Below are 26173 nucleotides of genomic sequence, written 5' to 3' on the forward strand. Positions count from 1 at the left end.
GCTAGTTCAATCCTTGAGTAATCGTCTTACCACGCCTTCATTAGAAGACGCGGCAGAGTACCTCGCCACCAACGTTGGCAGCCTTGGCTTCGTGGTCGGCCATCACACCCTTGGGGGTGGAGAGGATCGAAACACCCAGGCCATTGGCAACCTGCGGAATATTCTTCACCGAAGCGTAAACGCGACGGCCGGGACGCGAAACGCGCTCGATCGTGCGGATAACCGCTTCATTATCCGAGTACTTGAGTTCAATCTCGTACTCGGCAGCACCGTTCTCGAACTTGGTCTCCGAATAGCCGCGGATAAAACCCTCGGACTGGAGAACGTCCAGCACCCGACCACGAAGGGTCGAAGCTGGGGTCGAAACGGAATTCTTACGGCGCATCTGCGCATTACGGATGCGGGTCAGCATGTCGCCGATGGGATCTGAAAAGCTCATCTGTCTTTTTCCTTACCAGCTCGACTTAACCAGGCCTGGGATCTCGCCCATATTGCCCAGCTGGCGCAGCGCGATGCGGCTCAGTTTCAGCTTGCGGTAGAAGCCGCGCGGGCGACCGGACACTTCGCAACGATTGCGAACGCGGACCTTGGCGGAGTTGCGCGGCAGTTCTGCCAGCTTGAGCTGGGCGGCGAAGCGCTGGTCTGCCGGGATCGACTGATCCTTGGTCAGAGCCTTCAAAGCAGCGCGCTTGGGCGCGTACTGCTTGGCAAGTGCCTTGCGCTTGTTGTTCTTTTCGATGGAGCTGGTCTTGGCCATGTCCTGATCCTTATGCCTTCCCCTGCCCGCTTACGTGCGGAAAGGGAAGTTGAAAGCCTTGAGAAGCGCACGCGCTTCGTCATCACTCTTGGCCGTCGTCGCGATGACGATGTCCATGCCCCAGACCTGGTCAACCTGGTCGTAGTTGATTTCCGGGAAAATGATGTGTTCCTTGATGCCCATAGCATAGTTGCCGCGGCCATCGAACGAATTCGGGTTCAGGCCGCGGAAATCGCGAACACGCGGCAGAGCGATGTTCACCAGGCGGTCGAGGAATTCATACATGCGCTGCTTGCGCAGGGTCACCTTGACGCCCAGCGGCATGTCTTCACGCACCTTGAAGCCGGCGATCGACTTGCGGGCATGGGTGATGACGGGCTTCTGGCCGGCGATCTTTTCCAGATCGGCCGCAGCGGTCTTGACCTTCTTGGTGTCGTTGACGGCTTCGCCAACGCCCATGTTCAGCACAATCTTGTCGAGCTTGGGTAGCTCCATGACATTCTTGTAGCCGAACTGCTCGGTCAGAGCCTTGCGGATATTTTCTTCGTACTCGACCCGAAGGCGAGGCATATAAACTGTATCAGCCATCGATCACGTCTCCGGTCGACTTGGCGACGCGCGATTTGACGCCGTCCTTGATCTGGAAACCGACGCGAGTGGCCTTGCCATCCTTATCGGCGAGCGCGATGTTGGACAGATGGATCGGCGCTTCTTTGGTGAAGATGCCGGCATCAGTCGACGCGGTCTGCTTGGTGTGGCGCTTGACAAGGTTGATACCCTGCACGAGCGCCTTGGTTTCGGTCGGAATGACGGAAAGAACCTGGCCAGTCTTGCCTTTGTCCTTGCCTGTCAGGACGACGACCTTATCGCCCTTCTTAATTTTGGCAGCCATTACAGCACCTCTGGTGCGAGCGAGATGATCTTCATGTGGTTCTTGGCGCGAAGCTCGCGCGGAACCGGTCCGAAGATACGGGTGCCGATCGGCTCTTTCTGATTGTTGATCAGAACCGCGGCGTTCTTGTCGAAACGGATCACCGTGCCATCGGGGCGACGGATATCAAAGGAAGTGCGAACGACCACTGCCTTCATAACCTGACCCTTTTTTACGCGGCCGCGCGGAATAGCGTCCTTGACCGACACAACGATAATGTCGCCAACCGACGCGTACTTGCGATGCGAACCGCCCAGCACCTTGATGCACATGACACGACGCGCGCCGGAATTATCCGCGACGTCGAGATTTGATTGCATCTGAATCATGACTGGATGCCTTCTTGTTAAACCGACCTACCGTCCCCGGAACTGCCGATCTTGACCTATATCTTACGCCGACGGCGCTGCTGCTGCAGTCGGAACAAGCGTCCAGCGCTTGTTCTTCGAAATTGGCGCGCACTCTTCGATCCACACGATATCGCCGATCTTCGCCACATTAGCTTCATCGTGCGCATGGTACTTCTTGGACCGGCGCACAACCTTCTTCATGACGGGATGCGTAAAGCGGCGCTCGACGCGCACCACAACCGTCTTCTCATTGGTGTCGGAGACAACAGTCCCCTGTAGAACGCGTTTTGGCATGGTCGCCGCTCCTTACTTCGCTGCGTTCTTCTCGGCCAGGATCGTCTTGATCCGCGCGATATCGCGGCGGACCTTCTTGACCTGGGCCGGGGCTTCGAGCTGCTGGGTAGCACGCTGGAAACGCAGGTTGAACTGTTCTTTCTTCAGGCTAACGAGCTGATCCTTCAGCTCATCCGGGGTTTTGGCCCGCACATCTTTGGCAGTGGTCATAACCGCGCCCCTCAGTCTGCAATGCGGGTAACAACCCGCGTCATGATCGGAAGCTTCATCGCGCCGAGGCGAAGGGCTTCCTTGGCAACGTCCTCAGGGACGCCGTCGATCTCGAATACGATACGGCCCGGCTTGACGCGAGCGGCCCAGAGTTCAACCGAACCCTTGCCCTTACCCATACGTACTTCGGTCGGCTTCTTGGAAACCGGTACGTCTGGGAAAATGCGGATCCAGACACGACCCTGGCGCTTCATCTCGCGGGTGATCGCGCGGCGAGCCGCTTCGATCTGGCGAGCGGTCACGCGCTCCGGCTCGGTTGCCTTGAGGGCATACTGGCCGAAAGCCAGCTCGGTGCCACCCTTGGCAACGCCATGGATGCGGCCCTTATGGGCCTTGCGGAACTTGGTCTTCTTAGGTTGCAGCATAATGAACTAACCTTCTTATGCGCGTTCGCGGTCGCGATCGGGCCGCGGAGCACGCTGCTGACCTTCGCCGCCGCCGCTATTGCCACCTTCGGTAGCACGGCGTTCGTGGGCCATCGGATCGTGCTCGAGCACTTCGCCTTTGAAAATCCAGACCTTGATACCGATGATGCCGTAGGTGGTCGCGGCTTCGGCAGTACCATAGTCAATGTCGGCACGCAGCGTGTGCAGCGGAACGCGACCTTCGCGGTACCATTCGGTACGAGCGATGTCGGCGCCACCGAGACGGCCACCAACGTTCACGCGGATGCCGCCGGCACCCATGCGCATTGCGGTCTGCACCGAACGCTTCATGGCGCGACGGAAAGCCACGCGGCGTTCCAGCTGCTGGGCAATGCCCTGGGCAACCAGCGTCGCATCGGTCTCCGGCTTGCGCACTTCAACGATGTTGATGTGCACTTCGCTGTCGGTGAACTTCTTCACCTTGGCGCGAATCTTGTCGATGTCAGCGCCCTTCTTGCCGATCACAATGCCCGGACGGGCAGTGTGGATCGACACGCGGCACTTGCGGTGCGGACGTTCGATGACGATCTTGGAGACCGCTGCGGCCTTCAGGTCTTCGAGCAGCATGGTGCGGATCTTCAGGTCTTCCTGAAGCAGGTTACCATACTCGCCCTTGTTGGCGTACCAACGGGAATCCCAAGTGCGGTTGATGCCGAGGCGAAAACCGATTGGATTGATCTTCTGACCCATTATGCGGCCTCCTCAACTTGACGGAGAATGATCGTCAGATGCGCAAATGGCTTCTGGATCTGCGCTGAACGACCACGACCGCGTGCCATGAAGCGCTTCATCACGAGCGAATTGCCCACGAAAGCTTCAGCAACGACCAGGGCGTCGGTATCGAGCCCATGGTTGTTTTCGGCATTGGCGATAGCGCTTTCCAGCACCTTCTTGACCTGGCCAGAGATACGCTTGTGGCTGAATTCGAGTTCGGCCAGAGCCTTCTCGACCTTCTTGCCACGGATCAACTGAGCCAGAAGGTTGAGCTTCTGCGGGCTGATGCGCAGCATGCGCAGCACAGCCTTGGCTTCGTTGTCCGCAAGCGCGCGCTGGGTTTTTGGCTTGCCCATGTTACTTCCTCTTGGCCTTCTTGTCGGCCGCATGACCGTAGTACGTACGGGTCGGTGCGAATTCGCCGAACTTGTGGCCGATCATGTCTTCGGTCACGTTGACCGGGATATGCTTGTGGCCATTGTGAACGCCGAAGGTGATGCCAACGAACTGTGGCAGAACCGTCGAACGGCGGCTCCAGATCTTGACCACGTCGTTGCGGCCAGATGCCAAGGCCTTCTCGGCCTTCTTGAGCATGTAGCCGTCGACGAACGGGCCCTTCCAGATTGAACGGGTCATGGCTTACCTGCCCTTCTTCACGTGACGCGAGCGAACGATAAACTTGTCCGTCGCCTTGTTGCTGCGGGTCTTCTTGCCCTTGGTCGGCTTACCCCAAGGGGTAACCGGATGACGGCCACCCGAGGTACGGCCTTCACCACCACCATGCGGGTGATCGATCGGGTTCATGGTCACACCGCGGTTGACCGGCTTGCGGCCGAGCCAACGCGAACGACCGGCCTTGCCGAGCGACGTATTGGAGTGATCCTGGTTCGACACAGCGCCAACAGTGGCGAGGCACGAACCATGGACGCGGCGCTGTTCGCCCGAGTTCAGGCGAAGGATCGCCCAACCCTGGTCACGACCGACATACTGGGCATAAGCACCAGCCGAACGGGCGACCTGGCCACCCTTGCGGGGCTTCAGCTCGATGTTGTGCACGATCGTACCGACCGGCATGCGCTCCAGCGGCATCGCATTGCCCGGCTTCACGTCGACGGTCTGCATCGACGAGATCACCTTGTCGCCGGCGCCAAGGCGCTGGGGAGCAACGATGTAAGCCTTCTCGCCATCGGGATAGATCACCAGGGCGATCCAGGCCGTACGGTTGGGATCGTATTCCAGGCGCTCGATGGTCCCGACGACGTCGAACTTGACGCGCTTGAAGTCGATGATGCGGTAGGTCCGCTTATGACCGCCACCGCGATGGAACGCAGTGATACGACCACGGTTGTTACGGCCGCCGGACTTCGAAAGACCCTGGGTCAAAGTCTTGACCGGGGCGCCCTTCCAGAGTTCGCTCCGATCGGTCGTCACCAGCTGGCGACGGCCTTCGGAAGTTGGGTTGTAAGTTTTAAGAGCCATTTTTTGTCTCTATTCCCTTAGAGGCCGGTCGAAATATCGATCGACTGGCCGTCGACGAGGGTAACGATAGCCTTCTTGACGTCATTGCGGACGCCGATCTTGCCGCGGAAGCGCTTCACCTTGCCCTTGCGGACCAGGGTGTTCACTGCCTTGACCTTGACCGAGAACAGCTGCTCGACGGCGGCCTTGATCTCAGTCTTGTTCGCATCGATGGCAACATCGAACACGACCTGGTTGGCTTCCGAAGCCATCGTGGACTTTTCAGTCACGACGGGATTGCGGATCACGTCATAAGCGCTGAGCTTGTTCATGCGAACCTCGCTTCCAGCGCTTCGAGCGCTGCCTTGGTCAGGACGAGCTTCTGACGGCGCAGGATATCAACAACGTTGATGCCCTGGATCGGGAGCACGTCGATATGCGGAATGTTGCGAGCGGCCAGAGCGAAGTTCTGGTCGACGGTCGCACCATCGATGATCAGCGCGTTCATCCAGTCCAGCTTGCCGAAAGTGATGCGGAGAGCCGCAGTCTTCGGAGCCTTGGTGATGACGCTGTCCAGCACGATCAGCTCGCCAGCTGCGGCCTTGGCCGACAGGGCATGCTTGAGCGCCAGGGCACGGACCTTCTTGGGCAGGTCGATCGCGTGGCTACGCGGAGTCGGACCGAATGCACGGCCACCACCACGGAACTGTGGAGCCTTGCGATCGCCGTGACGAGCGCCGCCACCCTTCTGCTTCTTGAACTTCTTGCCGGTGCGAACGCCTTCCGAACGATTTTTGACATCGTGCGTGCCGGCCATCGCCTTCAGCTGCTGGTAGCGGACCATGCGGTGCAGGATGTCCTGACGCACTTCCAGGCCGAACACGTCGTCTGCGAGTGTCACGGTACCGTTAGATTTGCCGTCCAGAGTAGTGATCTGGAGTTCCATTATTCAGCCCCTTCCGCAACGTCAGCAGCGGCCTTGAACGAGCCCGGGAAGGCAGCATTCTTGGGAGCAGGCTTCTTGACGGCATCCTTGATCTGGATCCAGGCGCCCTTGGCACCGGGAACCGCACCCTGGATCATGATCAGACCGCGTTCCACGTCGGTCTTGACGACCGTCAGGTTCTGCGTGGTGATGCGACGATCACCCATGTGACCAGGCATCTTCTTGTTCTTGAAGGTCTTGCCCGGGTCCTGGCGGCCACCGGTCGAACCGATCGAACGGTGAGACACCGACACGCCGTGGGTGGCACGAAGACCACCGAAGTTCCAGCGCTTCATACCGCCGGCGAAACCCTTACCGATCGAAGTACCGGTGACATCCACCAGCTGGCCTTCGACGAAATGGTCAGCCTGCAGCGTGGCGCCAACCTCGATGAGGTTTTCGGCATCGACGCGGAATTCCGCGACATGGCGCTTGGGCTCGACCTTGGCAACGGCGAACTGGCCGCGCTCTGCCTTGGTCGTGTTCTTCACCTTGGCCTGTCCGGCGCCCAACTGGAGCGCGACATAGCCATCTTTTTCCGACGTCCGCTGGCCTACCACCTGGCAGTTCTGCAGCCCGAGCACCGTAACGGGCACATGTGCGCCGTCATCGGTGAATATGCGGGTCATGCCCAGCTTCTGTGCGATCAAACCAGAACGCATCGGTTAGTACCTTCTTGTTTAGCGCTGAACCGGGTCATTGGTTCTCAAGAGGACCCTGTTATTTGGTCAGCGCGGAAATCCGTGACTTTAGAGCTTGATTTCGACGTCGACGCCGGCGGCAAGATCGAGCTTCATCAGTGCATCAACCGTCTGAGGGGTCGGATCCACAATGTCCAGGAGACGCTTGTGGGTCCGGATCTCGAACTGCTCACGCGCCTTCTTGTCGATGTGCGGCGAGCGGTTGACGGTAAACTTCTCAATTCGCGTCGGCAGCGGGATCGGACCGCGAACCTGAGCACCCGTACGCTTGGCCGTCTGCACGATCTCACGCGTGGATGCGTCGAGGACGCGATGGTCAAACGCCTTGAGGCGGATGCGAATATTTTGACCGTTCATCTTGTTATCCTGACAACAATGGACCGTGGCGCGCGCAACTCGCGCGCCACGAAATCATTCGCTTCTTATTTGAGGATCTTCGCCACGACGCCGGCGCCGACGGTACGGCCACCTTCACGGATAGCGAAGCGCAGCTTCTCTTCCATGGCGATCGGAACGATGAGCTGAACGTTCATGTTGATGTTGTCGCCCGGCATAACCATTTCCGTGCCTTCCGGCAGGGTCACGATGCCCGTCACGTCCGTGGTACGGAAGTAGAACTGGGGACGGTAGTTGCCGAAGAACGGAGTGTGACGGCCGCCTTCTTCCTTGGTGAGGATATAGGCCTCAGCAACGAAGTCGGTGTGCGGGGTCACGCTGCCTGGCTTGCAGAGAACCTGGCCGCGCTCAACCTGCGTACGGTCGATACCGCGGATCAGGGCGCCGATGTTGTCGCCAGCCTGGCCCGAATCGAGCAGCTTGCGGAACATTTCGACACCGGTGACGGTGGTCTTCTGGGTTGCCTTGATGCCGACGATTTCGACTTCTTCGCCAACCTTGACGATGCCGCGTTCGACACGGCCGGTGACCACAGTACCGCGACCCGAGATCGAGAACACGTCTTCGATCGGCAGCAGGAACGGCAGGTCAACCGGACGTTCCGGCTGCGGGATGTACGAGTCAACAGCAGCCATCAGCTCCACGATCGCGTCGTGGCCGAGCTTCTTGTCGCCGTTGTTCAGCGCTTCGGTAGCCGAGCCCTTGATGATCGGGATATCGTCGCCGGGGAAGTCGTAGCTGGTGAGCAGTTCGCGAACTTCGAGTTCGACGAGCTCGAGCAGCTCGGCGTCGTCAACCATGTCGCACTTGTTCAGGAACACGACCATTGCGGGAACGCCAACCTGATAGGCGAGCAGGATGTGCTCGCGAGTCTGGGGCATCGGGCCGTCAGCAGCGGACACAACCAGGATCGCGCCGTCCATCTGGGCAGCACCGGTGATCATGTTCTTCACATAGTCGGCGTGGCCTGGGCAATCGACGTGAGCATAGTGACGGTTGGCCGTCTCATACTCGACGTGGGCGGTATTGATGGTGATGCCGCGTGCCTTTTCTTCCGGCGCAGCGTCGATCTGGTCGTACGCCTTGAAGGTCGCGCCACCAGTCTCAGCCAAAACCTTGGTAATCGCTGCGGTCAGCGAGGTCTTGCCATGGTCAACGTGACCAATGGTGCCGATATTGCAGTGAGGCTTATTGCGGGAAAACTTTTCCTTGCCCATCGCTTCTCTCCGTATTCGTTAGCCGTTCGGCCAACCTTGAGTTTCAGTTTGTTATTAGGCGTACTTGGCCTGGACTTCGTCGGCGACAGCCTGCGGAACCTGCTCATAGTGATCGAACGTCATCGAATACTGTGCACGGCCCTGGCTCATCGAGCGCAGGGAGTTCACGTAGCCGAACATGTTCGCGAGCGGGACATAAGCATCCACAACCTGGAGCACACCACGGCTTTCAGTGCCGTGAATCTGTCCGCGTCGTGAATTCAGATCGCCGATAACGTCGCCCATGTAGTCTTCTGGCGTGACAACTTCAACCTTCATGATCGGCTCGAGGATCTTCGGCGACGCCTTGCGCAGGGCTTCATTGAAGCCTGCACGACCGGCGATTTCGAAGGCCAGAACCGAGGAGTCGACGTCGTGGTACGCGCCTTCGGTCAACGTCACCTTGACGTCCACGATCGGGAACCCGATCAACGGACCAGACGACATGACTGACTTCACGCCCTTTTCAACGCCCGGGATATATTCCTTGGGCACCGAACCGCCGACGACGGCATTCACGAAAGTCAGACCCGAGGCGACTTCGCCCGGCTCGACCGACAGCTTGACGCGAGCGAACTGGCCCGAACCACCCGACTGCTTCTTGTGGGTATAATCCACATTGGCAGACTTCGTGATCGTCTCGCGGTAAGCCACCTGGGGCTGACCGATATTGGCTTCCACCTTGAACTCGCGACGCATGCGGTCGACGAGAATGTCCAGGTGAAGTTCGCCCATGCCCGAAATGATGGTCTGGCCGGATTCTTCATCGGTCTTGACGCGGAACGACGGATCTTCAGCAGCCAGGCGGTTGAGCGCGAGGCCCATCTTTTCCTGATCGGCCTTGGACTTCGGTTCCACCGAGATGTCGATAACCGGTTCCGGGAAGATCATGCGTTCAAGGATAACCTGCGCATTGGAGGCACACAGGGTGTCGCCAGTGGTGGTGTCCTTGAGACCCACGATGGCGACGATGTCACCAGCGAAGGCTTCCGTGATCTGCTCGCGGCTATTGGCATGCATCTGGAACAGACGACCAACGCGCTCGCGCTTTTCCTTGACCGTGTTCTCGATCATCATGCCCTGCTCGAGCTTGCCCGAGTAGATACGGCAGAACGTCAGCGTACCCATGTGCGGGTCGTTGGCGATCTTGAACGCCAGCATGGCCAAGGGCTCGCTGTCGTCCGCATGACGCTCGATCGGAGCCTCGGTGCGGGCGTCGATGCCCTGGATGGCAGGAACGTCAGCCGGCGACGGCAGGAAGTCGATAACGCCATCGAGCAGAGGCTGAACGCCCTTGTTCTTGAAGGCGGAACCGGCAAACACCAGGAAGAACTTCGCGTCGATCGCACCGCGACGCAGCAGACGACGGATCGTTGCATTGTCGGGCATATCGCCGTTCAGATAGGATTCCATCGCGCTGTCGTCGAGTTCGACGGCGGCTTCGATCATGGCTTCGCGATACTTCTTGGCAGCATCCTTGAGGTCATCAGGGATCTCAACGACGTCCCAGGCAGCGCCCAGTTCTTCGTTGTGCCAGATCAGCGCGTTCATCTCGATCAGATCGACGACGCCCTTGAAGTCATTCTCGGCGCCGATCGGCAGCTGCACGGGAACGGCCTTGGCGCCCAGGCGGGTGCCGACCATCTCGACGCAGCGATAGAAATCGGCACCGATCTTGTCCATCTTGTTGACGAAGATCAGACGCGGAACGTTGTACTTGTCGGCCTGGCGCCACACGGTTTCCGTCTGCGGCTCGACACCGGCATTGGCATCCAGCAGTGCGACGGCACCGTCGAGCACACGCAGCGAACGCTCGACTTCAATGGTGAAGTCCACGTGGCCGGGGGTGTCGATGATGTTGAAGCGGTGCGTGACGCCATCACGGTCTTTCCAGAACGTGGTGGTGGCAGCGGACGTGATCGTGATGCCGCGTTCCTGCTCCTGCTCCATCCAGTCCATGGTCGCGGCGCCGTCGTGGACTTCGCCGATCTTATGGGACTTGCCGGTATAGTAGAGGATGCGTTCGGTCGTGGTCGTCTTGCCAGCATCGATGTGAGCCATGATGCCGAAATTGCGATACAGATTGATCGGGTATTCGCGTGCCATTGTAAGCTCCTACCAGCGGTAGTGCGAGAAGGCACGGTTGGCGTCAGCCATACGGTGCGTATCTTCGCGCTTCTTAACGGCCTGGCCGCGACCGTTGACCGCATCCATAAGCTCGCCGGACAGACGCTCACGCATCGTGTTCTCGCCGCGCTTGCGGGCACTGTCGATCAACCAGCGAATGGCCAGGGCCTGCTGACGATCGGTACGGACTTCAACCGGAACCTGATAGGTGGCGCCGCCAACACGACGCGACCGGACTTCAACCGACGGGCGGATGTTGTCGAGTGCGGTGTGGAACGCCACGATGGGGTCCTGCTTGGTCTTGGACTCGACGATTTCAAATGCACCGTAAACGATGCCTTCGGCGGCCGACTTCTTGCCGTCCTTCATCAAGGAGTTCATGAACTTGGTGACAACCAGATCGCCAAACTTGGGATCAGGAATAACATCACGCTTCTCTGCGCTATGGCGACGGGACATGACTCTATCTCCTTATTTCGGACGCTTCGCGCCGTACTTCGAACGGCGCTGCTTGCGGTCCTTCACGCTCTGCGTGTCGAGGACACCGCGGAGCACGTGGTAACGAACGCCCGGAAGATCGCGAACACGACCGCCGCGAATGAGCACAACTGAGTGCTCCTGCAGGTTGTGGCCTTCGCCCGGGATATACGAGATCACTTCGCGGGAGTTGGTCAGGCGAACCTTGGCAACCTTACGCAGAGCCGAGTTCGGCTTTTTCGGAGTGGTCGTGTAGACACGTGAGCAAACGCCGCGCTTCTGCGGGTTGGCTTCCATCGCCGGAACTTTGTTCCGCTTTGGCTTGCTGGCGCGTGGTTTGCGGATCAGCTGATTAATGGTGGGCATTGAGCTCTTTCCATCGTCCAAATCGTTTCGATCACAACGCAGCAAACCAAAACGGCGCTCATCCGACCCGGTTAAGGGAACGGCGGCGCCTTAATTGCAGCGGACCGTAGCCCGAAAGGACCACGTTCATGCGCACAAGGATTTGCTTCGTCTATCTACCCACCAGTGTGTTTGAGTGTCCTGGATGCCCGCACAAGATGGCAGGTACCCGAAGCGACATTCACGACCGACTGCTTAGGTATGGGCTGTTTAGTGCCGATGTCTGCATGCGTCAAGGATTCTTTCGCGAAAATCTGCATGCCGGATATGCTTTGGTAGCGTATTCGTTTCGCGCCTCTTAATGCCCGTAGCATAGCGCTTCTGCGCACAGTTACGCCCGCACAATTGATTTGGACCATACTTCTCGCCTCCTTGGGAAACGTGTAGAACCGGATGCGGGGACGCGCATGGGCCTTTCCGGCCCTGTCTGACGACTCACGAGAGGGAATGCAGATGAAATTGAATGCCATGTTTGCTGGCGGCGCACTTGCGCTTGCCTTGACGGTTTCGGCCCAGGCCCAGTCGCTAACGGCCGCCAACACCGATGAGATTCTCAATGCGGCGCGCGGCTACGGCTCGGCGACGCTGACGGCCCAGAGCAACGGTGACCCCCAGATCACCGGCAAGGTCGATGGAATCACCTACCAGATCTATTTCCGCAATTGCACCGACAACAAGAATTGCGAGGACCTGAACTTCTATCTCGGCTTCCTCGACCTCAAGCCGAAGTTCGAAGTGATCAACGACTGGAACATGAACAAGCGTTTCAGCCGCGCCTATCTCGATCAGGACAAGGACGCCGTCGTGGAGATGGATCTGGATATGGTCAAGGGCGTCAGCGCCGAATACCTCGATTCGCAGATTGGCCTCTGGACCCTGGTCGTCGGCCAGTTCGCCGATCACGTCGGCTTCAAGAAGTAAGCCACGCGTTACCATCGAATCCAAAGGGGCCCCGACGGGCCCCTTTTTTGTTGCGCTATCACTCGTCCATAGAAAAAGGGCCAAGGCCCCTTCCCCAGTGGTCTCGTTATTTGGCTTTGAGCAGGTCGGTGACGTCGAGGATCATGAATTCATCGTCATCCTGCTTGCCCTGCTCGCGGCTCACGTCGAAGGGGAAGTTGTTGTCATTGGCGACAACGATAGTGTTTTCGTCAACGCGATCGACATTCTCGATGGTGTCGAACGGGAAGGTGAAGACGCCATCCTTGGAGCCACGCGGCGCGATGCCATCGGGATCCTTGATATCGAGCAGGTCGATATAGCCCAGCTTCTTGACCACGCCATTGGCATCTAGCTGGTCGATGTCGATGAGGTAGATGCGCTTCAGCAGCGCCGGCTTGGCGGCCCAACCGTCACGGGCATCGCCCTGGTTCTGGTCACGCTCGATGACCAGCGCACGATGATCGTCGATCATGTTGAAGTCGCCGATCGAGTTCGGGGCGTCTTCCAGCGGATAGTAGCGAACCTTGTCGGCAAAGGCGCCAGTGGCCACGTCGAACTGCAGCATGCGGATGGCCGGCTTGCCGTCGATCAGTTCGAACGCCTTCTTGTCGGCATCCCAGAAGGTTTTTTCGAGCAGCGGATACAGCGTCTTGCCATCAGGCGATTGGGCCATGCCCTCAAAGCCACCCGAACGCTGGGTCACGACGCCGGTCAGTTCGGCACCGGGGTTCGGAGCCGAAACGGTCTGGTTGTCCGGGCCCTTGTAGACGAGGTCGCCGATCTGGGTCTTGTAGACATTGGTGACGACACCCTTGGCATCGGTCTTGATCAGCCAGGGGCCGAATTCATCTCCGAAATAGTAGCTGTCGCCCACGGGCTGGATCGACTCGATGTCGAAATCGGCGCCGGTCAGGTAGCGCGTATCGGTGGCTTCATTGACGATCGGGAACGGCACGACGCGGTTCGGGTCCGACAGGAACACGCCGGATTCGCGGGCGACGGTGTGGCCGGCCCAGTCGACCTTGAGGGTGTTGAACATCAGCAGCGAGTCAGCGGAATTGGCCTTGGCACCGAAGCCATTGTCGGTCAGCACGACGAAGCGGCCATCGCCAAGCGAGCGGATGCCGGAAAAACCCTGCAGTGCCTGGCCCTTGAACGGCATGCCGATGCCGGTCTTGGCATCCTTGAATTCTTCCAGTGTCTCGACGCGGGTGCCCGAGGTGAAGCGGCCCGACATCTGGAACTCGGCGGGGGCATCGGCGGGCGCATCGACGAAGGTCGCGCCCGGCTGCTGGGCGTGAGCCTTGAGCACGGCCTCAAATTTCGGGACGTCCTGGGCATTGGCAGTGGCCATGAGGCCAAGCAGGCTGACCCCAGCCAGAAGGAGGGAACGGAACATGACTTCTCCGGAAGGTAAATTGAACCCGCCTTCCCTACCCAGCCAATGTGTCGGTTCGCCTACAGGTTGATTGCACTGCCGTTACGGATTTGCGTCAGTTTGCAAACCGTAGCCGGCCCAAAAAGAAAGGGGACCTTGCGGCCCCCTTCCCTAAACTTCTCGATCGATCCGAACTTACTCGGCTGGCGTTTCCACCGGCTTGTCGAACACGCGCGGCGACGGGATCGCGGCGGTGTTGGCCTGGCGGCGGCGTTCGTCGAGGATCAGCTCGTCGCGCTTGGCGGCGATCAGCTTGGCCGAGGTGATGCCCGCGCCGGTACCGGCCGGGATCAGGCGACCCACGATGACGTTCTCCTTGAGGCCTTCGAGCAGATCGGCCTTGCCGGACACGGCCGCTTCGGTGAGGACGCGGGTGGTTTCCTGGAACGAGGCGGCCGACACGAACGAGCGGGTCTGCAGCGACGCCTTGGTGATACCGAGCAGCACAGGATTGGCCGTTGCCGGCTTCTTGCCATCGGCGACCAACTGGTCGTTGAGCTCGTCGAAGTCCAGCTTGTCGAGCTGCTCGTCCTTGAGCAGGCCGGTATCACCTGGATCGACGATCTCGACCTTCTGCAGCATCTGGCGAACGATCACCTCGATGTGCTTGTCGTTGATCAGCACGCCCTGCAGACGATAGACTTCCTGAATTTCATTGACGAGGTAACGAGCAAGCTCTTCCACGCCCTTGATTGCCAGAATGTCATGCGGAGCCGGATTGCCGTCGAGGATGTATTCGCCCTTCTCGATGGTATCGCCTTCCTGCAGATGGAACGGCTTGCCCTTCGGGATCAGGTACTCGACCGACTCTTCGCCTTCGTTATGCGGCTTGATGATGACGCGACGCTTGTTCTTGTAGTCGCGGCCAAAACCAATGATGCCGTCGATCTCGGCGATGATGGCGTGGTCCTTGGGACGACGTGCCTCGAACAGCTCGGCCACACGCGGCAGACCGCCGGTGATGTCCTTGGTCTTGGCGCTTTCCAGCGGGATACGCGCCAGCACGTCGCCGGGCGAGACCTTCTGGCCAGGTTCCACGTTAAGCACGGCATCCACCGACAGAAGATAGCGCGCTTCGCCACCACGGTCGACCTTGACCACGGCGCCGCTGCGAGCGATCGCCAGTGCCGGCTTGAGGCCGTCACCGCGCTGATTGGTGCGCCAATCGATCACGACGCGCTTGGTGAAGCCCGTCGCCTCGTCGGTGTTTTCCGCAACCGAGGTACCGTCGAGGAGATCCTCGAACTGCACTTCGCCATCGACTTCGGCCAGGATCGGACGGGTGTAGGGGTCCCATTCAGCCAGACGTTGGCCACGGCGAACCTGATCGCCCTCTTTGACGAGGAGCTTGGAGCCGTAGGTCACCTTGTGGGTGCTGCGTTCCTTGCCTTCGGCGTCGAGAACGGCCAGCGACACGTTACGCGCCATGACGACGAGCTTGTTGCCTTCGACCTTGACCACGTTCGGGTTGCGGATGGCGATAGTGCCTTCGGCGCCCGATTCCAGGAACGAGCTATCGACCACCTGAGCCGTGCCACCGATGTGGAACGTGCGCATGGTGAGCTGCGTGCCGGGTTCACCGATTGACTGTGCGGCGATAACGCCGACAGCTTCACCCATGTTCACGGGCGTACCGCGAGCCAGGTCACGACCATAGCAGGCCGCGCAAGTGCCCTGGCGCATGTCGCAGGTCAGCGGCGACCGGATGCGGATCGACTGGATCCGGGCGTCCTCGATGATATCGACATGCTTTTCTTCGAGCAGCGTGCCCTTGGCGGCAATCAGGTCACCCGTCAGCGGGTGATTGATGTCGTCAGCGGCCGTACGGCCGAGAACGCGCTGGCCGATCGAAGCCACGATCTGGCCGGCATCGACGATCGGCTCCATGGTCAGGCCGCGATCGGTCCCACAATCGGTGGAAACGATGATCGCGTCCTGCGCCACGTCGACGAGACGACGGGTCAGATAGCCCGAGTTCGCGGTCTTCAACGCCGTATCCGCCAGACCCTTACGGGCACCGTGGGTGGAGTTGAAGTACTCGAGAACGTTGAGGCCTTCCTTGAAGTTAGCCGTGATCGGGGTCTCGATGATCGAGCCGTCAGGACGGGCCATCAGGCCGCGCATGCCGGCAAGCTGCTTCATCTGGGCCGGTGAACCACGTGCGCCCGAATGGCTCATCATGTAAACCGAATTGATCGGCTTCTGGCGCTTGGTTTCCTTGTCGATCTGAACGGCAGCAATGCCCTTCATCATCTCCTCGGCAACCTTGTCGCCACACTTGGCCCAGGCGTCCACGACCTTGTTGTACTTTTCGCCCTGAGTGATCAGGCCGTCATTGTACTGCTGCTCGAATTCCTCGACCTGCTTACGCGCCGCTTCCACGATCGCATACTTGGTCGGCGGAATGACCATGTCGTCCTTGCCGAACGAAATGCCGGCCTTGCACGCATGGGTGAAGCCCAGCTGCATGACGCGGTCACAGAAGATCACGGTCTCTTTCTGACCGCAGCCACGGTAAACCGTGTCGATCATCTTGGAGATCATCTTCTTGGTCATCAGCTGGTTGGCCGTAGCGTACGGCACCGACGGATGCTTGGGAAGAATCTGGCCGATGATCATGCGGCCCGGGGTCGTTTCCACGATCTCGGTCTTGGACGCGCCGTTCTCGTCGAACGTGTGTACGCGGCCCTTGATCTTGGTGTGCATGGTCACGACGCCGTTGTAGAGCGCGTGTTCCAGCTCGCCCATGGACGAGAAGCTCATGCCCTGGCCGGGCTCGTTCTCGTTCATCAGGCTGAGGTGATAAAGCCCCAGCACGATATCCTGGGACGGCACGATGATCGGCTGGCCGTTGGCAGGATGCAGGATGTTGTTGGTCGACATCATCAAGACGCGCGCTTCCAGCTGCGCTTCGAGCGACAGCGGAACGTGAACGGCCATCTGGTCGCCGTCAAAGTCGGCGTTGAATGCCGAGCACACCAGCGGATGCAGCTGGATGGCCTTGCCTTCGATCAGGATGGGCTCGAATGCCTGGATGCCAAGACGATGCAGCGTCGGAGCACGGTTCAGCAGAACCGGATGCTCGCGGATCACTTCGTCCAGGATATCCCAAACCTCGGGCTTTTCCTTCTCGACCAGCTTCTTGGCCTGCTTCACCGTCGACGAGAAGCCCTTGGCTTCAAGACGCGAATAGATGAAGGGCTTGAACAGCTCGAGCGCCATCTTCTTGGGCAGGCCGCACTGGTGCAGCTTGAGGTTCGGACCCACGGTGATGACCGAACGACCCGAATAGTCGACGCGCTTGCCGAGCAGGTTCTGGCGGAACCGGCCCTGCTTGCCCTTGAGCATGTCGGACAGCGACTTCAGCGGACGCTTGTTGGCACCGGTGATGGTGCGGCCACGGCGGCCGTTGTCGAACAGCGCGTCCACGGCTTCCTGCAGCATGCGCTTTTCGTTGCGGATGATGATGTCTGGAGCGCGCAGCTCGATCAGGCGCTTCAACCGGTTGTTGCGGTTGATGACGCGGCGATAGAGATCGTTCAGATCGGACGTGGCGAAGCGACCGCCATCCAGCGGCACCAGCGGGCGCAGCTCGGGCGGGATGACCGGGATGATGGTCATGATCATCCATTCGGGCTTGTTGCCCGAAACGATGAACTGCTCGACGATCTTGAGGCGCTTGGCGAGCTTCTTGGGCTTAAGTTCAGTGGTGGACTCAGCAATTTCCACGCGCAGGTCGGCCGCGATCTTCTCGAGGTCGAGGGCGAGCAGGATATCGCGGATGGCTTCGGCGCCGATCTTGGCGGTGAAGCTATCGGCACCGTATTCGTCCTGAGCGTCGAGGAACTGCTCTTCGGAGAGCAGCTCATGCTGGCTGAACGGAGTCAGGCCAGCATCGAGCACGACGTAGTTTTCGAAGTACAGGATGCGCTCGATGTCCTTGAGCGTCATATCGAGCAGCAGCGCGATGCGCGACGGCAGGGACTTCAAGAACCAGATGTGAGCGACTGGCGCGGCCAGTTCGATATGGCCCATGCGCTCGCGACGAACGCGGCTCAGGGTGACTTCCACACCGCACTTTTCGCAGATGACGCCCTTGAACTTCATGCGCTTGTACTTGCCGCACAGGCACTCATAGTCCTTCACGGGGCCAAAGATACGCGCGCAGAACAGGCCATCGCGTTCGGGCTTGAACGTGCGATAGTTGATGGTTTCCGGCTTTTTGATTTCGCCGAACGACCAGGAGAGAATCTTCTCCGGGCTCGCGATGGAAATCTTCATCTGGTCGAACGTCTGCACCGGCACTGCCGGATTGAACGGGTCCATGACGTGGGAATGATGGTTCATCAATTCTCTCCTCTATCCGTCCAGCCCTACTGGGCCAGACGGAAAATGAATGGGGTTAGGAAGTGCCGGATTACTCCGCCGCTTCCTGAGGAGGTGCGAGCTCCGCGCGATCGGGCTCGATGACATCGCGCATGTCGAGTTCGACATTGAGGCCCAGGGAACGGATTTCCTTGACCAGAACGTTGAAGCTCTCGGGGATGCCGGGCTCGAAAGTGTCGTCGCCGCGCACGATGGATTCGTAGACCTTGGTCCGGCCCGCGACGTCGTCCGACTTGATCGTCAGCATTTCCTGCAGAGTATAGGCGGCGCCATAGGCTTCGAGCGCCCACACCTCCATCTCGCCGAAACGCTGCCCGCCGAACTGCGCCTTGCCGCCCAGCGGCTGCTGGGTAACGAGCGAGTAAGGACCGATCGAGCGCGCATGGATCTTGTTGTCCACCAGATGGTCGAGCTTGAGCATATAAATATACCCAACCGTCACCTGGCGATCGAACTGCTCACCGGTACGCCCATCATAAACGGTGGACTGGCCAGAGCCCTTGAGCCCCGCCTTTTCCAGCATCTTGACGATGTCGGCTTCCTTGGCGCCGTCGAACACCGGGGTGGCGATCGAGACACCCTTGGACAGGTGCTCGCCGAGCCGGATCATGCCGTCGTCGTCGAGGTCGGTGATGCTCTCATCGCCGGCAAACAGGTCCTGAATCTCGGCCCGGAGGGGCTTCAGATCGCCCTTCTGGTGATAGATCCGAACCATCTCGTCGATCTTCTTGCCCATGCCGGCGCAAGCCCAGCCCAGGTGAGTTTCGAGGATCTGACCAACGTTCATGCGCGAGGGCACGCCCAGCGGATTGAGCACGATGTCAACATGGGTACCGTCTTCGAGGTACGGCATGTCTTCGATCGGCACGATGCGCGAAACCACGCCCTTGTTGCCGTGACGGCCAGCCATCTTGTCGCCCGGCTGGATCTTGCGCTTGGTCGCGATGAAGACTTTGACCATCTTCATCACGCCCGGTGGCAATTCGTCACCACGCTGCAGCTTGTCCACCTTGTCGATGAACCGCTGTTCCAGCAGACGACGGCTCTCTTCATACTGAGCATGAAGCGCCTCCATCTCGGTCATGACCTTGTCGTCCTCGACCGCAAACTGCCACCACTTGGAGCGGGGCTGGGCCTCGAACATCTGGTCATTCAGCTTGGTGCCGACCACATAGCCCTTCGGGCCAGCAGTGGCAGCCTTGCCGAACAGCATCTCCTTGAGACGCGCATAGACGTTACGGTCGAGGATCGACTGTTCGTCGTCACGGTCCTTGGCAAGGCGTTCGATTTCCTCGCGCTCGATAGCCATGGCGCGCTCGTCCTTGTCGATGCCGTGGCGATTGAACACGCGCACTTCAACGACAGTACCAGCATCGCCCGGCGGCACGCGCAGGGAGGTGTCACGAACGTCGGATGCCTTTTCGCCGAAGATGGCGCGGAGCAGCTTTTCTTCCGGCGTCATCGGCGATTCACCCTTGGGGGTGATCTTGCCGACGAGGATGTCACCAGGAGCGACTTCGGCGCCGATATGCACGATACCGGCTTCGTCCAGGTTCTTCAGCGCTTCTTCCGATACGTTCGGAATGTCGCGCGTGATTTCCTCAGGCCCAAGCTTGGTATCGCGAGCCATCACTTCGTATTCCTCGATATGGATCGAGGTGAAGACGTCGTTCATGGCAATCCGTTCGGACAGCAGGATCGAATCTTCGAAGTTGTAGCCATTCCACGGCATGAAGGCGACGAGCACGTTGCGGCCCAGGGCGAGATCGCCCAGGTCCGTCGACGGGCCGTCGGCGATGATGTCGCCCTGGTTGATGTGATCGCCAACGACAACCAGCGGACGCTGGTTGATGCAGGTCGACTGGTTCGAACGCTGGAACTTCATCAGGTTGTAGATATCGACGCCGGACTTGCTGGCATCGGTTTCTTCGGTGGCGCGGATAACGATACGGGTCGCATCGACCTGGTCGACGATACCCTTGCGCTTGGCAACGATAGCGGCGCCCGAGTCACGAGCCACGACAGCTTCCATGCCGGTGCCCACGAACGGAGCGTGAGCCCGCAGCAATGGCACAGCTTGGCGCTGCATGTTCGAGCCCATCAGAGCGCGGTTGGCGTCGTCGTTCTCGAGGAACGGGATCAAGGATGCGGCAACCGACACCATCTGCTTGGGCGAAACGTCCATCAGATCGACGTTTTCACGCGGCGTCAGGCCGTTGTCGCCGGCATGGCGGGCAATGACGAGTTCGTCATTGAGTTCGCCCTTGGCGTTGATCTTGACGTTGGCCTGAGCGACGTAGTGCTTGGCCTCTTCCATCGCAGACAGATAGACGACGTCATCGGTGATGATGCCATCGACCAGCTTGCGGTATGGCGTCTCGATGAAGCCGTACTTGTTGACGCGGGCGAAGGTCGACAGCGAGTTGATCAGACCGATGTTCGGGCCTTCCGGCGTCTCGATCGGGCAGATACGGCCGTAATGGGTCGGGTGCACGTCGCGCACTTCAAAGCCAGCACGCTCGCGGGTCAAACCACCAGGCCCAAGCGCCGACAGGCGACGCTTGTGGGTGATTTCCGACAGCGGATTGGTCTGATCCATGAACTGGCTGAGCTGGCTCGAGCCAAAGAATTCACGCACCGCAGCCGCGGCCGGCTTGGCGTTGATCAGGTCCTGCGGCATCACCGTGTCGATTTCGACCGAGCTCATGCGCTCCTTGATCGCCCGTTCCATGCGCAGCAGGCCGAGGCGATAGGAGTTTTCCATCAGCTCGCCCACCGAACGCACGCGACGGTTGCCGAGATTGTCGATGTCGTCGATTTCGCCACGGCCGTCGCGCAGGTCCACGAGGGTCCGCACGACTTCCACGATATCTTCCTTGCGCAGCACGCGCACGGTGTCTTCGGCGGTCAGGTCGAGACGCATGTTCATCTTGACGCGGCCCACTGCGGACAGGTCATAGCGCTCGCTGTCGAAGAACAGCGACTTGAACATGGCTTCGGCCGTGTCCACGGTCGGCGGCTCGCCGGGACGCATGACGCGGTAGATATCGAACAGCGCGTCTTCGCGGCTTTCGTTCTTGTCCACGGCCAGCGTGTTGCGGATATAGGCGCCAATGGTGATGTGATCGATGTCGAGGATCGGCAGCTCATCGAAGCCGAGGTCCATCAGCTTGGCGAGAACCTTCTCGTCGATCTCGTCGCCGGCCTCGACATAGACTTCGCCCGTCTGCATGTTGATCAGGTCTTCGGCAACATACATGCCGTAAAGATCTTCATTGACCGCAAGCAGGTGCGTCAGGCCGTTGTCGGCCAGCTTCTTGGCCTGGCGGGCCGCGAGCTTCTTGCCGCCTTCATGCACGACGTCGCCGGTCTTGGCGTCGATCAGGTCGTGGCTTGGCTTGGCGCCCTTCCACTTCTCGGCATCGTAAGGAACGCGCCAGCCCTTCTCGGTCTTTTCGTAGTTCAGCGTCTTGTAATAGGTGCTGAGGATTTCCTCGGCATCCATGCCCAGCGCCTTGAGCAGCGAGGTCACCGGAATCTTGCGGCGACGATCGATACGGGCGAACACCACGTCCTTGGCGTCGAATTCGATATCGAGCCACGAACCACGGTACGGAATGATACGGCCGGCAAACAGCAGCTTGCCCGACGAATGGGTCTTGCCCTTGTCGTGATCGAAGAACACGCCAGGCGAACGATGCATCTGCGAAACGATAACGCGCTCGGTGCCGTTGACGATAAAGGTGCCGTTCATCGTCATGAAGGGCATATCGCCCATATAGACGTCCTGCTCCTTGATGTCCTTGACGGAGCGGGCGCCGGTTTCTTCGTCCACTTCGAACACGATCAGGCGCAGCGTCACCTTGAGCGGGGCAGCGAACGTGATGTCGCGCGCACGGCACTCATCGATGTCGTACTTGGGCGCTTCGAATTCATACTTCACGAATTCGAGAGAGGCCGTATTGGAGAAGTCGGTAATCGGAAAAACCGAACGGAAGACGGATTGAAGCCCTTCATCCGGACGTCCGCCCTTGGGCTCGTCCACGAGAAGAAACTGATCGTAGGAAGCCTTTTGGACTTCGATCAGATTGGGCATCTCCGTGACTTCGCGAATGGAACCGAAGGACTTGCGTACCTTGCGGCGGCCGTTGAACGTGGTAGCCATGAAAGCTCCTAGTTGTGCGATTTGTCTCGGAGGCAAATATCCAAAACTCCGACTATCAGCCGTCGGACCTCAGGATAGTTGCCCGTAATGGGCGCTCGTTTCGGCTCGTAATGCCCATGCCCTGCCCCAGCCAAGGACAGAAAGCGCGAAAACGCCAAACACCCCATGGTCAGCAAACCATAGGGCAGGATCGGTGTTACCGTGCCTTAGACATCAAATTCGTCATATATTCCGCAAATGGCGCCAGGGACCCATCCAATCGGTCCGGCGAATCGTATCCCGCATAAAAACAGATACGAGATGGCACATAATGCGCCATCTCGCTAAATTCAAGCCGTAAAGTCGAATTACTTGAGTTCGACCTTGGCGCCGGCAGCTTCGAGCTTTGCCTTGATGTCAGCAGATTCCTGCTTGTTCGCGCCTTCCTTGATGGCCTTCGGTGCGGACTCGACGAGTGCCTTGGCTTCGCCAAGACCCAGGCCGGTGATCGCACGGACTTCCTTGATGACGTTGATCTTGTTCTCGCCGAACGAGACCAGGATCACGTCAAATTCAGTCTTTTCTTCAACCGGAGCGGCAGCAGCGGCAGCAGGGCCGGCAGCAGCAGCAGGAGCGGCGGCGGAAACGCCCCACTTCTCTTCGAGCATCTTGGACAGCTCGGAAGCTTCCAGAACGGTCAGGGCAGACAGGTCGTCTACGATTTTGGCGAGATCAGCCATTTGATAAATCTCTCTTTTTTACGTGTGTTAGGGTCGAACCATGGGTGGCCCAGGATGGGCCGATGGGATTACGCTGCTTCGCTTTCAGTGCTCTTTTCCGCATGAGCGGCCAACACGCGAGCGATATTGCCTGCCGGCGCCACGATGACGGACGCGATACGCGTTGCGGGCTGCAGAAGCATCCCGGCCAGCGTTGCACGCAGTTCATCGAGCGAAGGCATGGTCGCCAGCGCCTTGACGTTATTCGCGTCAAGTGCGGTCTTGCCCATGGCGCCACCAAGAACGACGTATTTCGCGTTCTTTTCAGCAAACTTTGCCGCAATCTTGGGCGCAGTCATGGGGTCGGCCGCATAAGCGATGACGATCGGCCCGGTAAACAGGGCCGACATGTCCGCATTGTCGGTGTCTTTAAGAGCAAGCTTGGCAAGACGGTTTTTGGCGATTTTTACCTGTCCGCCGGCCTTCTTGATCTCGCGACGAAGCGATTCAAGATTAGACACGGTCAGACCGGCATTCTGCGCAAGGACGATCGATCCAGCGCCCGACAGGGCTGACTGGAGCGATGCGACAAGCTCACGCTTTTCCGCTCTTTCCACTGCTAGTCTCCACATTGAGCCCGGCGATATTCAGCCGGACCATTGCCAATTGCTGCCCTCCGCGCCCGCGAACGGGTGGAGGAGCAACGGTTACATGCCTGTGAACCGCTACCCCGAGGGGCAACCGGCCTGGTTCGAACCGACGTGTCCAACCTCGCGGCCGGAAATTTCGGTCTTCACCCCATCTATGCTGGCACCCTTCGGGCATTAAGCTGAGCTGGATCGCTCAGCACCGGCAGTCTCGGACAGGACTTCCACCCCCGAAGGAGTGATCCAGGCGGTCGAAACCGCCCGGAATTTCTTACAGAGCCGAAGCCGGCTCGATATGCACGCCCGGGCCCATCGTCGAGCTCAGCGCGACGCGCTTGACGTAGGTGCCCTTGGCGCCAGCAGGCTTAGACTTCAGAACGGCGTCGGTGAACGCCTTGATGTTCTGCAGCAGCGCTTCGTCCGAGAACGAAACCTTGCCGACGCCAGCATGCAGGATACCGGCCTTCTCGACGCGGTATTCCACGGCGCCGCCCTTGGCAGCCTTGACGGCACCAGCGACGTCCGGAGTAACCGTGCCAACCTTGGGGTTCGGCATCAGGTTGCGTGGCCCCAGGATCTTGCCGAGACGGCCGACCAGCGGCATCATGTCCGGCGTGGCAATGCAGCGATCGAAATCGATCTTGCCAGCCATGATCTGTTCCATCAGGTCTTCGGCGCCAACGATATCGGCACCAGCCTTGCGGGCTTCTTCGGCCTTGGCGTCCTTGGCGAACACGGCCACGCGCACGGTCTTGCCCGTGCCGTTCGGCAGGTTCACCACACCACGGACCATCTGGTCGGCGTGACGCGGATCGACGCCCAGGTTGATGGCGACTTCGATGGTCTCGTCAAACTTGGCGGTGGCGCGAGCCTTCACCATCTTGAGCGCTTCATCGAGCTTGTACAGCTTGTTGCGGTCGATGCCTTCGCGGGCCTTGGCCAGCTTCTTACCAATGTGTGCCATCTATCAGCCCTCGACCTGAATGCCCATGGAACGGGCAGAGCCAGCAATCATCGACACAGCAGCGTCGATATTGTCGGCGTTGAGATCCTTCATCTTCTTGGTGGCGATATCACGCAGCTGAGCGGTCGTGATGGTGCCAGCCGATTCCTTGCCGGGCAGCTTGCTGCCCGACTTGAGGTTCACGGCCTTCTTGATGAAGTAGCTGACCGGCGGCTGCTTCATCTCGAAAGTGAAGCTCTTGTCGGCATAGGCAGTGATCACGACTGGAATGGGCGAACCCTTTTCCATTTCCTGCGTGGCGGCATTGAAGGCCTTGCAGAATTCCATGATGTTCAGACCGCGCTGACCGAGCGCGGGCCCGATCGGCGGGGATGGGGTTGCGGAACCCGCAGCCACTTGCAGCTTTACGTAGCCAACGATTTTCTTTGCCATAATCGTCCTATTTAAAAATGCCCGGTGTCACCCGGACCGTTGACGCTGTGGTGTGAGGTTTTGCGGAGGCTTGGCAGCCACCACCCTCTCCCACAGATTTTGTCCAGCATGCTGGACTTCTTGCTGACTTGCGCCAGCAAAGAATGATGATCAGACCTTTTCGACCTGACCGTATTCGAGCTCCACCGGAGTGGGACGCCCGAAAATTGAAACTTCGACCTTGAGGCGCGCGCGCTCCTCGTCGACTTCCTCGACGATACCGTTGAAGGAAGCGAACGGGCCATCCGAAACGCGGACGCTCTCGCCCACTTCGAACGACACGGACGGCTTGGGATGCTCAACGCCTTCCTGCACCTGCTGCAGAATGGCCATGGCTTCCTTTTCCGAGATCGGCATCGGCTTGTTGTCCGAACCCAGGAACCCGGTAACCTTGGGCGTATTCTTGATCAGGTGGAACGCCTCGTCGGTCATGTCCATCTTGACCAGGACGTAGCCCGGAAAGAACTTGCGCTCGGTATCGACCTTGCGGCCACGACGGATTTCAACGACCTTTTCGGTCGGCACAATCACATCCTCGAACAGGTGCTCAAGCTTCTTCTGCGCAACCTTCTGACGGATGTCTTCCGCAACCTTGCGCTCGAAATTCGAATACGCCTGAACGATATACCAGCGCTTTGCCATGCAGCGTCGCCGCTCCTAATTCTATAAAGTCGGGGACCCGCTTACGCGCGGATCGAAAGCATCAGCTGCACCAGATACGAGATAATCTGGTCGGCGATCAGGAAGAACAGGCTCGCCGCGGTCACCAGAACCAGCACCATCACCGTCGAAACGAGAACCTCGTTACGGGTCGGCCAGGTGACTTTGGAAACTTCCGTACGGACCTGCTGGAAGAAAGTGATCGGGTTCGTCCGGGCCATCAGCTAACTCAATTCGTGCAGTTTTTGGTGCAAAA

General features: G+C 59.3%; 30 protein-coding genes. 1 reads left to right on the forward strand and 29 read right to left on the reverse strand.

Features of this window, described 5'->3' with window-relative positions; translation table 11 throughout:
- Window positions 1-40: 40 nt before the first annotated feature.
- The 20 genes from rpsH to rpsL form a co-directional block, all read right to left on the reverse strand.
- A complete protein-coding gene (gene rpsH / locus ABIB57_RS06190) occupies window positions 41-439 on the reverse strand; it encodes a 30S ribosomal protein S8 (protein ID WP_299723807.1) in 399 nt (132 codons plus the stop codon).
- 12 nt (window positions 440-451) lie between these two features.
- Window positions 452-757 carry a 30S ribosomal protein S14 gene (gene rpsN, locus ABIB57_RS06195; protein ID WP_299723804.1) on the reverse strand — a complete coding sequence of 102 codons (306 nt, stop codon included), beginning with the start codon at window positions 755-757 and terminating at the stop codon, window positions 452-454.
- A gap of 30 nt (window positions 758-787) precedes the next feature.
- The gene (gene rplE / locus ABIB57_RS06200; protein ID WP_299723801.1) at window positions 788-1345 is read right to left on the reverse strand and encodes a 50S ribosomal protein L5; all 558 of its coding nucleotides are present in this window, start codon (window positions 1343-1345) and stop codon (window positions 788-790) included.
- A complete protein-coding gene (gene rplX, locus ABIB57_RS06205; protein WP_299723798.1) occupies window positions 1338-1649 on the reverse strand; it encodes a 50S ribosomal protein L24 in 312 nt (103 codons plus the stop codon). Before rplX ends, rplE begins: the two co-directional genes overlap by 8 nt.
- The gene (gene rplN, locus ABIB57_RS06210) at window positions 1649-2017 is read right to left on the reverse strand and encodes a 50S ribosomal protein L14 (protein ID WP_299723795.1); all 369 of its coding nucleotides are present in this window, start codon (window positions 2015-2017) and stop codon (window positions 1649-1651) included. The genes rplX and rplN overlap by 1 nt, the downstream gene beginning before the upstream one ends.
- A gap of 63 nt (window positions 2018-2080) precedes the next feature.
- Window positions 2081-2332: a 30S ribosomal protein S17 gene (rpsQ, locus tag ABIB57_RS06215; protein ID WP_299723793.1), complete on the reverse strand. Its 252-nt coding sequence runs from the start codon at window positions 2330-2332 to the stop codon at window positions 2081-2083.
- Between the two features lie 12 nt (window positions 2333-2344).
- Window positions 2345-2542 (reverse strand): 50S ribosomal protein L29, encoded by a 198-nt coding sequence (gene rpmC / locus ABIB57_RS06220; protein ID WP_299723790.1) that lies wholly within the window; start codon window positions 2540-2542, stop codon window positions 2345-2347.
- Between the two features lie 11 nt (window positions 2543-2553).
- Complete coding sequence (gene rplP / locus ABIB57_RS06225) at window positions 2554-2967, reverse strand: 50S ribosomal protein L16 (protein ID WP_354039248.1); 414 nt, start codon at window positions 2965-2967, stop codon at window positions 2554-2556.
- A gap of 15 nt (window positions 2968-2982) precedes the next feature.
- On the reverse strand, window positions 2983-3717 hold the full coding sequence (rpsC, locus tag ABIB57_RS06230; RefSeq protein WP_354039249.1) for a 30S ribosomal protein S3: 735 nt from the start codon (window positions 3715-3717) through the stop codon (window positions 2983-2985).
- Window positions 3717-4097, reverse strand: a complete 381-nt coding sequence (gene rplV / locus ABIB57_RS06235; protein WP_354039250.1) for a 50S ribosomal protein L22 — start codon at window positions 4095-4097, stop codon at window positions 3717-3719. The genes rpsC and rplV overlap by 1 nt, the downstream gene beginning before the upstream one ends.
- A gap of 1 nt (window position 4098) precedes the next feature.
- Window positions 4099-4377 (reverse strand): 30S ribosomal protein S19, encoded by a 279-nt coding sequence (rpsS, locus tag ABIB57_RS06240; protein ID WP_299724814.1) that lies wholly within the window; start codon window positions 4375-4377, stop codon window positions 4099-4101.
- Between the two features lie 3 nt (window positions 4378-4380).
- Window positions 4381-5220 carry a 50S ribosomal protein L2 gene (gene rplB / locus ABIB57_RS06245; protein ID WP_299724812.1) on the reverse strand — a complete coding sequence of 280 codons (840 nt, stop codon included), beginning with the start codon at window positions 5218-5220 and terminating at the stop codon, window positions 4381-4383.
- Window positions 5221-5237: 17 nt separating this feature from the next.
- Entirely contained in the window at window positions 5238-5531 is a 294-nt protein-coding gene (locus tag ABIB57_RS06250; RefSeq protein WP_299724810.1) for a 50S ribosomal protein L23, read from the reverse strand.
- Window positions 5528-6145, reverse strand: coding sequence for a 50S ribosomal protein L4 (gene rplD, locus ABIB57_RS06255; protein WP_299724808.1), 618 nt, complete (start codon window positions 6143-6145; stop codon window positions 5528-5530). The genes ABIB57_RS06250 and rplD overlap by 4 nt, the downstream gene beginning before the upstream one ends.
- A complete protein-coding gene (rplC, locus tag ABIB57_RS06260; protein WP_299724806.1) occupies window positions 6145-6846 on the reverse strand; it encodes a 50S ribosomal protein L3 in 702 nt (233 codons plus the stop codon). Before rplC ends, rplD begins: the two co-directional genes overlap by 1 nt.
- 87 nt (window positions 6847-6933) lie before the next feature.
- Complete coding sequence (gene rpsJ, locus ABIB57_RS06265; protein ID WP_299724804.1) at window positions 6934-7242, reverse strand: 30S ribosomal protein S10; 309 nt, start codon at window positions 7240-7242, stop codon at window positions 6934-6936.
- A 65-nt stretch (window positions 7243-7307) separates the two neighbouring features.
- Window positions 7308-8498: an elongation factor Tu gene (gene tuf, locus ABIB57_RS06270; RefSeq protein ID WP_299724802.1), complete on the reverse strand. Its 1191-nt coding sequence runs from the start codon at window positions 8496-8498 to the stop codon at window positions 7308-7310.
- Window positions 8499-8552: 54 nt separating this feature from the next.
- Entirely contained in the window at window positions 8553-10643 is a 2091-nt protein-coding gene (gene fusA / locus ABIB57_RS06275; protein WP_354039253.1) for an elongation factor G, read from the reverse strand.
- Between the two features lie 9 nt (window positions 10644-10652).
- Window positions 10653-11123, reverse strand: coding sequence for a 30S ribosomal protein S7 (rpsG, locus tag ABIB57_RS06280; protein WP_299724798.1), 471 nt, complete (start codon window positions 11121-11123; stop codon window positions 10653-10655).
- Window positions 11124-11135: 12 nt separating this feature from the next.
- Complete coding sequence (gene rpsL, locus ABIB57_RS06285; protein WP_046136734.1) at window positions 11136-11507, reverse strand: 30S ribosomal protein S12; 372 nt, start codon at window positions 11505-11507, stop codon at window positions 11136-11138.
- A 486-nt stretch (window positions 11508-11993) separates the two neighbouring features.
- Between rpsL and ABIB57_RS06290 the strand changes: the two genes are divergently transcribed.
- Complete coding sequence (locus ABIB57_RS06290; RefSeq protein WP_354039255.1) at window positions 11994-12467, forward strand: YbjN domain-containing protein; 474 nt, start codon at window positions 11994-11996, stop codon at window positions 12465-12467.
- Between the two features lie 106 nt (window positions 12468-12573).
- On the opposite strand, the gene ABIB57_RS06295 is transcribed toward ABIB57_RS06290, so the two are convergent.
- From ABIB57_RS06295 to secE, 9 genes are all read right to left on the reverse strand, one after another.
- A complete protein-coding gene (locus ABIB57_RS06295) occupies window positions 12574-13887 on the reverse strand; it encodes an esterase-like activity of phytase family protein (protein WP_354039257.1) in 1314 nt (437 codons plus the stop codon).
- Window positions 13888-14061: 174 nt separating this feature from the next.
- A complete protein-coding gene (gene rpoC, locus ABIB57_RS06300; protein WP_354039259.1) occupies window positions 14062-18273 on the reverse strand; it encodes a DNA-directed RNA polymerase subunit beta' in 4212 nt (1403 codons plus the stop codon).
- A gap of 70 nt (window positions 18274-18343) precedes the next feature.
- Complete coding sequence (gene rpoB / locus ABIB57_RS06305; protein WP_354039261.1) at window positions 18344-22477, reverse strand: DNA-directed RNA polymerase subunit beta; 4134 nt, start codon at window positions 22475-22477, stop codon at window positions 18344-18346.
- A gap of 347 nt (window positions 22478-22824) precedes the next feature.
- On the reverse strand, window positions 22825-23196 hold the full coding sequence (gene rplL / locus ABIB57_RS06310) for a 50S ribosomal protein L7/L12 (protein ID WP_299724784.1): 372 nt from the start codon (window positions 23194-23196) through the stop codon (window positions 22825-22827).
- Between the two features lie 68 nt (window positions 23197-23264).
- On the reverse strand, window positions 23265-23792 hold the full coding sequence (gene rplJ, locus ABIB57_RS06315; protein ID WP_299724782.1) for a 50S ribosomal protein L10: 528 nt from the start codon (window positions 23790-23792) through the stop codon (window positions 23265-23267).
- Between the two features lie 301 nt (window positions 23793-24093).
- Entirely contained in the window at window positions 24094-24786 is a 693-nt protein-coding gene (gene rplA / locus ABIB57_RS06320; protein ID WP_354039264.1) for a 50S ribosomal protein L1, read from the reverse strand.
- A 3-nt stretch (window positions 24787-24789) separates the two neighbouring features.
- Window positions 24790-25218 carry a 50S ribosomal protein L11 gene (rplK, locus tag ABIB57_RS06325; RefSeq protein ID WP_354039265.1) on the reverse strand — a complete coding sequence of 143 codons (429 nt, stop codon included), beginning with the start codon at window positions 25216-25218 and terminating at the stop codon, window positions 24790-24792.
- A gap of 150 nt (window positions 25219-25368) precedes the next feature.
- Window positions 25369-25899: a transcription termination/antitermination protein NusG gene (nusG, locus tag ABIB57_RS06330; protein WP_299724776.1), complete on the reverse strand. Its 531-nt coding sequence runs from the start codon at window positions 25897-25899 to the stop codon at window positions 25369-25371.
- 41 nt (window positions 25900-25940) lie between these two features.
- Window positions 25941-26138: a preprotein translocase subunit SecE gene (gene secE / locus ABIB57_RS06335; protein WP_299724774.1), complete on the reverse strand. Its 198-nt coding sequence runs from the start codon at window positions 26136-26138 to the stop codon at window positions 25941-25943.
- Window positions 26139-26173 lie beyond the last annotated feature (35 nt).

The sequence above is a fragment of the Devosia sp. UYZn731 genome, from assembly GCF_040546795.1.
In the GTDB taxonomy this organism is placed as follows: Bacteria; Pseudomonadota; Alphaproteobacteria; order Rhizobiales; family Devosiaceae; genus Devosia.